The following is a 10,306-nucleotide window of genomic DNA, read 5'->3' as shown; positions in this document are numbered from 1 at the left end:
AAAAAGAAAAAAGTGGAGGTAAAACTCCACTTTTTCTTTTTTACAGCAGGGCTGTAATGAGGTGTATTTTTCATGAGAAGGAACGCAACTGTTTTTGAATAATTGGTACGGAAAAAAACGGGTAATAAAATGGTACGGAAAAACAAACGGGCGTAAAAAACTAAATCAGCTGCTCCTTGAATGGTTTATAAAAACTTTCGGTTGCAAGGGACAACATGGGTAAATCATCAGGTGTATCGCCATAGGCGTAAATCTTGGTATAGTGTGAAAGATTATACTTCTTTAAAATGTGCTTTACTTTTTCATTTCCCTGGCAATTGCGGCCCGATATTTTGCCGGTAATTTTGCCATCACGCACTTTTAGCTTGGTAGCAATGCATTTGATGTTAAACTGCTGGCACCAGGGTAAAATCCAGTTTTCAGGCGAAGCTGAAACAATCACTACCTGGGTGTCGTTCTGCAGGTGACGCCTTAACTCGGTGAGCGCAGGTTTCCTGAACAGGGAAGGCAGGTGCGTGGCTGCAAAATCTTTGCAGATGCTTTCAAATTCTTCGGCAGGCATGCCCTTCAGGTAAAACGATAACATAATTTCCTTTGCTCGCTGATTGGAGATCAACCGTGCCTTAAATGCAGCCAGCATGGGCGATAACACCACCAGTCCTGCATAAAACCTCGTTTTTCCCCTGGCAAACTTCAAAAGTTCAATCAGGGTGTCTTTTGATGTCAGTGTGCCGTCAAAATCAAAGAAGGCTATGGAATTATCTGAATAATTCTTCATAAAGTCGTATTGCATTTTTAGCACTTTCTGATGAGCTGTACTTTCAAACTGTTCATTGAACCGGCTAAGCCGGTAAAAAAATTGGAAGGGCTTCAGGCATTCTGCTCAGCAAAGGTTTCTATAACCAGCAGAAAAAGACCCCCATCCTTTTCCGCTTATTTTTTCCAGAATGTTGATCAGCCCTTCCTTGCTTCATAAGTATCTGTTCCGCTGCGCACATTATCCGCCGCCTCGCAGATAGTTTCTTCAGTATCTTATATGGCATTGTTCATACCCGTTTATTACAGGTTATTTGAACAATGAAAAATCCGGTAAATAAATAATGGTATAAAAGCTCACAATCCAGCAGGCCAGTGTAATCTGTAAAAACGTGTCTTTATACAAAAGCCTGGTTGGCGATCCTGTGTTGTTCTCAATCAATGTTATCTGCAGGTAGCGCAACAGGCCGGCTATTACAAAAATGGTGGTGTAATACAGCCTGTAGGTTTGCCAGCGATGCATGGTATCGGGCGAAATGGTATACAGCAGGTAGGCTACAATCATTACTGCTGCAACAAGTCCCAGTGTTACATTCAGAAACTCCAGGTTATACCCTTTGATCGATTTGCGCATATCTACGCCCGAATCCATTTTCAGCAGTGTATCATCGCGCCTTTTGGCAATTGCCATAAAAAAAGCCAGGAGGAAAATCATGATCATCAACCATTGGGAAATGGGGATAACGCAAATTACTCCTCCGGCTTTTACCCTTAATACAAACCCAATAGAGAGAATGAGAACGTCTAATATCGAAATGTTTTTCAGTCCGAGTGAATAAGCCAGGTTCATCAAAAAATACAGGCCAAGCACAAACGCAAACTTGGGTTTTACCAGCAGCGCAATAATGGTACCTGCTGCCAGGCATCCGATGAAAAGCAGTATGGCTGCGGGTTTCGACACAGTGCCTGCCGCTAACGGGCGGTTGCATTTGGCCGGGTGTTTACGATCGGCCTCTAAGTCCATGTAATCATTCAATATGTAAATGCTGCTGGCTACAAAACCGAATGCAAAGAAGCCCCAGCAGGTATCGAGTAACTTGGTTATGTTAAACACTTCACCGGAAAAAAACAACGGCAAAAACAGGAACGCGTTCTTTACCCAATGATGCGGGCGCATCAGCATCACCATCGGGATGCCTGTTTTTGTATTTGTTATATGACCGGAAGTGAACATAGCTAATTTTTTAAATGCTTTGAAATGGCTTTATACAGTTCGCTCATGCTGTTTTCCCAGCTATGGCTTTTCGCAAATGCAATGCGTGCTTCTTTTACTGTTTCGCTGTTTTGTACCAGTGCCCTTTCAACCAATGCCGGGTAGTCTGCCGGCTCATTGGCCAGCCAGGTGTAGGGCTCAAACAGTTGCATTGCTTTTGTTCTGGTAGCCACCACCGGTTTGCCCATGGCCAGGTATTCATCAATTTTAAGCGGGTAATTTCCCTGCGTAATCTGGTTTTGCAACTGCGGGTTAATGCATACATCAAATGCGGCAACATAAGCAGGCAGTTGTTGTAGTGGCTTCTTACCCAGAAAATGCACGTTGGGCAACTGGTGCACACTGCTTTGTGCAAACTGATCGTCTTCAGGGCCCACCAGCACTACATTCCAGCCGGGATTGTACTTCGCTATTGTTTCAATGATCCGGGCATCAAGCCTGGCTGAATCAATCGATCCGATATAACCGATCACCGGCCTGCCAATGCTTCGCATATCTTCCGGCAACTCGTGGTTGTCGAGGTGATTGAAGATGGCGGTATTGCAGCCCTGTCCTATGTAATAGGAGTTGGGATTAATGGTGGCGCAATAATCCGAGTAAAAAGTAGAGTTGGCCACTATGGTATCCGCTTTCCTGATCAGTTCAGGCTCCAGCTTACGGCAGTGTTTGCGCCAGTAATCGTATCCCTGCAAAAAATCACGGCAGTAATACACGTACAGCGATGGTGTCAGCAACTCTTTCAGAAACAGCCCATTGAAAATATCATTGTCGTTAAACAGGATGATGTTTTCAAAATGCAGGTAATTCACTGCATATTTAATATCGTTGGCAAAACGCTTGTTGTTAATATAATTCAGCGTTTTAAATGCCGTGGTAGATGGCAGCCAGTTAAGCGATTCAACGATAGATGTAGGATAAAACTCCCACATGTTGCGTTTGATCAGTTTTATTTTGCTGCCGCCATTCTTTATAATGTTAAAGTGCTTGCGTATGCCCGCATCTTTCTTTTTCGAATAATAGGTTTTGCGGTTAATCGGCAGGTTTACATACAGTACACGGTTGTGCTGTGCAAACTGCATGGCGATGTTTTTACAATTACTCCCGATATCATAATACCAGGGCTGCAAGCCAATGATTACAATATCTTTTCCTTTAATGGCGATATGCTCATCTGTAGTCGCCGAAACAGGTACAGTTGAAACTTCCATCATGCAGTGCGGGTTGGTTGTAGGTGTAACAAAGATTAGTGGTGTGGCGTGGTTAGTTGGTTTTAAATTTCAGCGCCTGCAGTACAATAGGTGGCGTAACCAGTTTTATTGTTCTTTTCAGTGAGCTGGAAAAATGAAACTTCCTGTCCTCAGGGCGATTCCTGAATAAAGTATTGTGATCGTCTGCATCGGGAACAACTTCTTCTGCAGGACGGCCATTGGTATAATAATATAAGGCCAGTGATTTCCTGGTTCTTTCAGGAGGGCAGTTCAGTACATTGGGGTGACCATGGTACGAGTTGCTGGTTGTTGAAAAAATAGCCATGCGGTTAAACAGCGGCAGTATTTTTTTACGGCAGCCCTGCATATTGGTATCCCACAATTCAAAATGGCCGCCCCAGTCTTCGTTCCAGTCTTCGTTCAGGTACACCAGCACATTCAGCCGGCGGTCGAGTTTGGTGTGTGGCTGTTTGTTGAAATCGGCATGTATTTTCAATAACCCGCCACGCTGAATCTGGTGGCAGCCGCCGCCTTCAAAAGTAGGGTCTGGAATCAGGTTGTCAATACCGGTAAGTTTGGTCAGAAATTCAAGAAAAGGCTGTGAGTTCAGGTAATGCATAAACAGCCTGGTTTGGTCGCCAAACCTGTATTCTCCTTTAGAGGCCAGTTTTACCTGGTTGTGATCGTTGAATTTTATATCTGCATTTTTCGTCATGTCCGGGAATTCAGACAGCACCTGTTTCAGCATATCCGGATTGAAGAAATTGTCGAAATAAATATTGGGGAATGGGTCAGCCGTGGTATAGGCAGCTTTGTGTTCGTCAGCAAAACCATGCAGCGCCTCTACAGAGCGGTTAATGAAGTTCATTTACAGACGGTATTAAGGTGAATAAATGCCTGCCAGCAACTGGCATAACAGTATTTTCAGTGTCCAAATTAGGCAGAAGGAAAGCGCATAATTTTATTTTTAAGTGAACATCACTTTTTATCTGATATCCGTCGAATTTCAGCGGTTAAACGATGCGCTTTATATGGCTAATGCGGCAAAATAAAGCGCTGTGTAAAGGGCTTTGTGAAGGCAGCTGCAAATTGATATTATTCTTTTATCGCTTATTTAGCACGTTCATTTCAGGCTGCCGCATGCGCAATTGTAACCCGCTTTACTGCAACAAGGGCGCCTGCCGGGCGCCCTTGTTATAATATAATATAGTATTGCTGATCTTAATAGGTTGTCAGCTGCCTGGAGGATTTTTTGCCTGCTGCAGGTTCTTCCGGCGTGTCTTGCTGCTGGTAATCGTTTTCAATTAACCACAATAACATAGGTACCAGTATAATAATCAGCGGCACCAGGAATATACGGGTTTGATAAGCCACCACCGTGTAGCAATGCACCGCGAACCAAATGGGTACCAGTGCCAGGAACCATACCCGCATGCGCAGGGGAAACCGTTTAAACTGGTAAATAATAATCAGCGGGATAATGCTCATTACACCCAGCAGCTCGAAATACGATTTGGGTGCCATTGAACTCAGCAGGTTCAGCTTCAGCATGGGAATGCCGGCAGGCACCTTCCATATCTGCGGTGGCCGGTAACCGTAATGCACGCGTACAGCTATGAAGATGGAGAAGAACAATACGTATAAAATACTGGTAAGCAGCCATACCTGCTTTGCCGGGAAACGGATAGCAGCCAGGTTAAAGCGTTTGAAACTGAATTGGGAAAAATCCATCATCGATACAAAAAACAGGAAGGGGATAAGCAGGGATGTTTCCCGGTTAAATGCAGCCAGCGGCACAATGAGTAATAGCCAGCGCGGATTTTTGTTGTATACAATAATAATAGCGGTTAGCAGGTAAAACACATTGTCGAGGTAGGTGCTGAACACGAGATCGCTGGCAATAACACCGTTGCCCATAGCCAGCGATACAATAATTAATCCCGTCCATTTTAACCACCTGCTGCGTACAAGCTTTTGCCATAATAAAAACGCGAGCGACAATACCAGGAAATTAAGGCAAAACCGGAACAGGATAAACACTACAGTATATTTCAGGGCGCCCCTGGTTTGCAGCAAGGTAAAAAACTCAACGGTTTCCGGTGTAGGGTTTGAAGTCGGGTTCAGCTGAAAATGAAACTTCTCTTCAATAGGATACACCTTGTCAACCGTATGGTTATACACCCACATCAGTCCTTCAATAATTTCAGGGCTCAGCATGCGGTACTGCCAGGGATTGTAATATTCAGAGTTCCCGTTAATCAGGGCAATATGACGCTGATAGGTTAATACTGCGCGGCCATTGTAAAAATTCTTGTAAATGGGATACATCGCCAGCAGTGAAATACAGAAAACAAAAAACAGCTTCTTTATCATTTAGCTTTCTTTTATTGCAACTATGGTATAGTGTGCGTATACGTACATGCGTTTTTTGGTAGCCATTGTAATACGCAGGCCATTTTGTTGCAGCCATTGCTGCGCTGTGGCAAACGAGCGTTCATTGCCTATTTCGCCGGCAAAAACCAGGTCGTGCAGTTTGTTGAAATATACAAACGGACTGGCGCCGTCAATATCTTTCAATACCAGCCGGGCGCCGGGTTTCATTTTTTTAATTAAATCGGCTACAAATGTTTGCTGGTGCTGTTTGGGCACATGGTGTAACACATCATTCAAAAACACAATATCCAGCTCCCCGATGGCATCGGGAAAGGTTTGGCCGTCGTATTTTTCAAAAGTGTACAGGTTGGGTTCATGGCCTTTAAACAATTGCCGCGCATTGTCAATCAGTTTGTCGCTTATTTCAATACCAAACAGGTAAGAAGGTTTGGCAAACCGGGCCAGCAGCAGGCAAAACTGCCCTGAGCCACAGCCTATATCGCCTACTTTTTCACCAGGTTTCACCAGGCCTATCAGGTCCACAAACGGGCATACCATCGGCCGGTAGTACACTTTCAGCCTGTCAATAAAATTTACATGGTAATCATGCGACTTTAAAAAGCTGAGCAGGTGTTTGTTGGATAATGTAGCGGTCATAGCTATCGGTATTTGCGTGGCTGTTTACAAAACAGGTGTGTGCAACACACAATTGGCAGCATAAAAATAATTACCGGGGGAAAGCGCAAAGCGTAAAACTGGTGAAGTGTGCAGTTTTATTCGTGAATGCAGCAAATAGAGAAAGTAAAGCCGGGCAGAAACGTTGGCCGGAGCGGTTAAGCATTTTATTTACAATGACAAATGCTTGATATAAAACAGCCAGAACGCAGAAGGGGAATAAACAAGCGGGAGCGGATATACAAGTACCGTCGGGCTCCGGGACAACCTTTAAGCGGAAATTCCGTTTTGGGGCGTCCCGGCAGCCTTCAGGTGGCTTGATTGAAATGTAAATGGGCTAATAGTCGTTGTATTGTAAGCAAAGCTGTTTTTCATTGATCGTTCTTGGATTTTGGATATTGTTGTGTTTGCTGTTAATACAGTTTTAGAAAGAAATTACTCCTTTCAGCTCGGTAAAGAAGATATCACGTTTGCGTGCAGAAATGGGAATGCAGGTACCGTTGGTCATAATAACCGAAGCAGCCACGCCTTTCACAATTTTCATAATATGCCTGAAGTTGATCAGGTATGACTTGTGCACGCGGTAAAATCCTTTTTCCGACAGCAGGTCTTCAAAATCTTTCAGCGAACGCGAGGTTACATACGAAACATTGCCTGGCAGTTTTACTTTGGTATAGCTGTCCAGCGCTTCAATGTAAATAATGTTGCTGATGTCTACCACATCGTACCCATCTGCCACATGTACCACAATTTTGGAAAAATTGTCGGGCATGCCATTCAGGTAGTGTTTAATTAAACCGGTTAATTCGCCGAATTTGTCTTTGCGCATGGTGCGCAGCTTGTTAATCACCTGAACAATGTCCGAACCTTTAATGGGTTTCAGTATATAGTCCAGTGCGGCCATTTTAATGGCTTTTAACGCATATTCCTGGTAAGCCGTTACGAATATTACTTCGAAGTTGGGCTTAGAAAGGTTTTCGAGTAACTGAAATGAGCTGTGCGGCGGCATTTCAATATCCATAAAAATGACATCTACTTCCTTTTCCCTGATGTATTTATGCGCATCCTCCAGGTTGTCTGTAGCCCATACTATCTCCACATCCTCGCATTGGTTCTCCAGGATATTTTTCATAATCTGGAGATTCGAGATCTCGTCGTCTACAAGGGCAGCCTTGATTGTTTTCATAAAGTAGAGTTTTGGTTTGTTACAATTGTTTTTAGTGCATGAATTAAGTTGAAAGGTTTGGTAAGGATCATGGGTTGTTGTTTTTAGTGCTTTGGTTTTTTGTCGGGATTGTTATTTTCTGGTCATGGGCTGTGTTTTGGTTAAGAATAGGATTGGTATTAAGCAGTTGGTTTTAGAGCGAATTGATAATCGGGATGTAAATTTTTACGATAGTGCCTGTCTGCTGGTTGTCTGCCAGGAATTTGTCAATAATCTCCAGGTTGCCGCTGTTGCCGTTGTATGATTTAATCAGGTTCAGTCTTTCGCGCAAAATGGTTAGTGCTGTTGATTCGTGTTTAATGGTAGTGGTAAAATCAGAATTTTTCTTTTTCCAGCCAATCCCATTATCATCTACGCTGCAAATCACCAGATCGTTTTGTGCCACCATGGTTACTTTCAGCAGGTTGTTTTCCCGTTTTGGTGAAAACCCGTGTTTAATTGCATTTTCCAGGATGGGCTGAATAAGCATGGAAGGAATGCAATAGCTGTTGCTGCGCAGGTCTTCATCAATATGAAATTCGTACTGGAAGGCGTTGATAAAACGGATTTTCTCGAGTTCGAGGTAGCGTTTCAGAAAATCCACTTCATCATCCAGTGATATATACGATTTGCGGGTGTTGGTGAGCATTTGGCGCATCAGCAGCGAGAAATCGGATATATAGTCAAAGGCCTTCTGTTTTTCATCAATCATAATCAGGTGCTGCACGGTACTCAGTGAATTGTAGATGAAGTGCGGGTTCATCTGGTTGGTCAGCGCTTTTGCCTGCATTTCGAGCAAACGGTTGTGGTAGGCCATTTTCTCTTTTTTCCTGTCGTATACATGGCGTACATATATCAGCAGGGAGGCGCCGCAAAAAGCAGTGAGCAGCAATTCACCATACCATATTACAAGCATTTGTTTTAAACCGGGCAGCAGAAACATTAATCCGGCTAACAGGGCATTACCGGAAACAATCCCGGTAATATCGATATCGGCAAGCAAAGCGAACCCGGCAGATGCGTTTTTGACCATACCACCAGGGCATATGGACTGCAACCAGCCGGTGCTCATGGAAGAATAATTCCATGAAGGCGCGCTTATGAGTAGTAACGCAGTTATCACGCTAATGAAATAGTATATTCCTCCTGCTTTCGGTGCCAGATATATTCCTTTCTTCGTTATTCCATGCTTCCTTTTCCTGGAGGACGGGTTAATGATTGAATGGCCTTTGTCCCAAAAAACTGGTGATTCAAAGTTGGCTTCTTTCTGATTTCCTTTTTTGAACAGACCGTTGTGTCTGGAGAATAATGCAATTCCGGTCCTGCATTTGACCAAAGAATCGGATAGAAAAGTTACATAATTCATCGTTCTCATAGGATAACCCGGCCCTTAATTTAAAGGCTTTTTAATTTTTTTTCCCGCCTGGCTTTTTTAGATAAACAGATCTATTCATATGCGTACCATTATTTCCCGGTCAGGGGATAAATGTATCTTGAACATTTACACCGACGGATATTTGCTTCCGCTTCTTTTATCAATTGATGCACCCAAATTACTGCGGTTACACCTGACAAAAAATGTGAAAAACAACAGTTTTGCAACAGAAAAAACATAGTTATTCTCCCATGTGAAACGGCTGTGCCGCTAATAAGAAAAAACCATAACGCATTGTTTTATGCAATGCGTCTGCTTTTAATTGGAGGCCATACTGCCCGGCTCATTTTTATATGGCGGCAAGTATCGCTGACGTGGGGTTGGTAAGATTTTGGGTTGCTTGCTTACCCGGACGGAAAGGTGCAATCCTAAAAACACCTTTTCCCGGTAGCTTTTCTTGATATATTGGATAAAATCCGACAATGAACGAATAAAAATAATCTTTTTTTTCAGTCTTCCAATAGCTGTATACCGGTTTTGGTAAAATTAATTTTCTGTTGCTTGTATAACGCGCCGGTTGTCATTTTAAACGTCTTTTTACTCATACCAAAAAATTGGTATATATCTTCCGGGTCACTCTTGTCATTATAAGGCAGGTAGCCATTGTGCTGCTTCAGCAACTGCAGCACCTTTGCCGTGGCATCATCTACTTTCTCGTAACCTGCCTTGCCGGCTACCACATCAATCTTGTTGTCTTCGCGTATTTTTTTGATAAAGCCTTTCAGCCTGTTGCCTGGCTCCAGGTCGGTATACACTTCATTAAAGTACAGCAGGCCGGTATGCATGCCATTAATAATAACCACGTAACCCACATCACTGCGGCGGTATACTACCAGGTCTACTTCATCTTTTTCTTTTACTGTGAGGTGCTCGTTGCTGAGTGTGTGATCCAGTTTTTCGGTTGCCGCTACACGGCCGGTCTGCTCGTCAATATAGGCGCGCACCAGGTACAAACCACCGCTGCGCATGCTGGTGATTTGCTGCGATTTGGCTACAAACAGGTCTTTCATTAAACCCCAGTCAAGAAACGCGCCCTGCGGTGTTACCGAAACGGCCTTCAGCATGGCTATTTCACCCACACTTATTTTGGCCTGTTGCGTGGTGGCAATAAGACGGTTGTCTGAATCATGGTATAGAAACACTTTTATTTCATCGCCGGTGTTGAGGCCGCGCGGTACAAACCGTTTGGGAAGCAATATTCCTTCATGGCCGTCATCGAGGTACACCCCGAATTCAACCTTGCGCAAAACTTTCAACAAATTGTATTCCCCAACTTTAATCATAGCAAATGTTTCTAAGCTGTAAAGGTATCATTAAATATGTGTAAACAGGAAGTTGGCGGCAACCGGTTGGTGGCGCATAACAGGAAACACCGGTAAAGG

Annotated in this window: 9 protein-coding genes; all 9 read right to left on the bottom strand. The window is 43.6% G+C overall.

Features of this window, described 5'->3' with window-relative positions; all coding sequences use genetic code 11:
* Positions 1–160 precede the first annotated feature (160 nt).
* Positions 161–778, bottom strand: coding sequence for an HAD family hydrolase (locus tag DXN05_RS04150; RefSeq protein ID WP_158559117.1), 618 nt, complete (start codon positions 776–778; stop codon positions 161–163).
* A 288-nt stretch (positions 779–1,066) separates the two neighbouring features.
* Positions 1,067–1,990 (bottom strand): UbiA prenyltransferase family protein, encoded by a 924-nt coding sequence (locus tag DXN05_RS04145; protein WP_245975115.1) that lies wholly within the window; start codon positions 1,988–1,990, stop codon positions 1,067–1,069.
* Positions 1,991–1,992: 2 nt separating this feature from the next.
* Positions 1,993–3,240 (bottom strand): glycosyltransferase, encoded by a 1,248-nt coding sequence (locus DXN05_RS04140; RefSeq protein WP_245975114.1) that lies wholly within the window; start codon positions 3,238–3,240, stop codon positions 1,993–1,995.
* Positions 3,241–3,289: 49 nt separating this feature from the next.
* Positions 3,290–4,105, bottom strand: coding sequence for a 2OG-Fe(II) oxygenase (locus tag DXN05_RS04135; protein ID WP_116845927.1), 816 nt, complete (start codon positions 4,103–4,105; stop codon positions 3,290–3,292).
* 353 nt (positions 4,106–4,458) lie between these two features.
* Positions 4,459–5,610: a hypothetical protein gene (locus DXN05_RS04130; RefSeq protein ID WP_116845926.1), complete on the bottom strand. Its 1,152-nt coding sequence runs from the start codon at positions 5,608–5,610 to the stop codon at positions 4,459–4,461.
* A complete protein-coding gene (locus DXN05_RS04125) occupies positions 5,611–6,267 on the bottom strand; it encodes a class I SAM-dependent methyltransferase (protein ID WP_116845925.1) in 657 nt (218 codons plus the stop codon).
* A 442-nt stretch (positions 6,268–6,709) separates the two neighbouring features.
* Positions 6,710–7,471 carry a LytR/AlgR family response regulator transcription factor gene (locus DXN05_RS04120; protein ID WP_116845924.1) on the bottom strand — a complete coding sequence of 254 codons (762 nt, stop codon included), beginning with the start codon at positions 7,469–7,471 and terminating at the stop codon, positions 6,710–6,712.
* A gap of 172 nt (positions 7,472–7,643) precedes the next feature.
* Entirely contained in the window at positions 7,644–8,522 is an 879-nt protein-coding gene (locus DXN05_RS04115; RefSeq protein ID WP_158559116.1) for a sensor histidine kinase, read from the bottom strand.
* 851 nt (positions 8,523–9,373) lie between these two features.
* The gene (locus tag DXN05_RS04110; RefSeq protein ID WP_116845922.1) at positions 9,374–10,207 is read right to left on the bottom strand and encodes a CvfB family protein; all 834 of its coding nucleotides are present in this window, start codon (positions 10,205–10,207) and stop codon (positions 9,374–9,376) included.
* Positions 10,208–10,306 lie beyond the last annotated feature (99 nt).

This window comes from Deminuibacter soli (assembly GCF_003412455.1).
GTDB lineage: Bacteria > Bacteroidota > Bacteroidia > Chitinophagales > Chitinophagaceae > Deminuibacter > Deminuibacter soli.
Note: the sequence above shows the minus strand (reverse complement) of the source record. Positions and strands in the feature narration are given on the sequence as shown.

Coding starts and splice junctions, on each gene's coding strand:
- DXN05_RS04150 (WP_158559117.1), bottom strand. CDS start 778: ATGAAGAATTATTCAGATAATTCCATAGCCTTCTTTGATTTTGACGGC.
- DXN05_RS04110 (WP_116845922.1), bottom strand. CDS start 10,207: ATGATTAAAGTTGGGGAATACAATTTGTTGAAAGTTTTGCGCAAGGTT.
- DXN05_RS04120 (WP_116845924.1), bottom strand. CDS start 7,471: ATGAAAACAATCAAGGCTGCCCTTGTAGACGACGAGATCTCGAATCTC.
- DXN05_RS04130 (WP_116845926.1), bottom strand. CDS start 5,610: ATGATAAAGAAGCTGTTTTTTGTTTTCTGTATTTCACTGCTGGCGATG.
- DXN05_RS04135 (WP_116845927.1), bottom strand. CDS start 4,105: ATGAACTTCATTAACCGCTCTGTAGAGGCGCTGCATGGTTTTGCTGAC.
- DXN05_RS04115 (WP_158559116.1), bottom strand. CDS start 8,522: ATGGTCAAAAACGCATCTGCCGGGTTCGCTTTGCTTGCCGATATCGAT.
- DXN05_RS04140 (WP_245975114.1), bottom strand. CDS start 3,240: ATGATGGAAGTTTCAACTGTACCTGTTTCGGCGACTACAGATGAGCAT.
- DXN05_RS04145 (WP_245975115.1), bottom strand. CDS start 1,990: ATGTTCACTTCCGGTCATATAACAAATACAAAAACAGGCATCCCGATG.
- DXN05_RS04125 (WP_116845925.1), bottom strand. CDS start 6,267: ATGACCGCTACATTATCCAACAAACACCTGCTCAGCTTTTTAAAGTCG.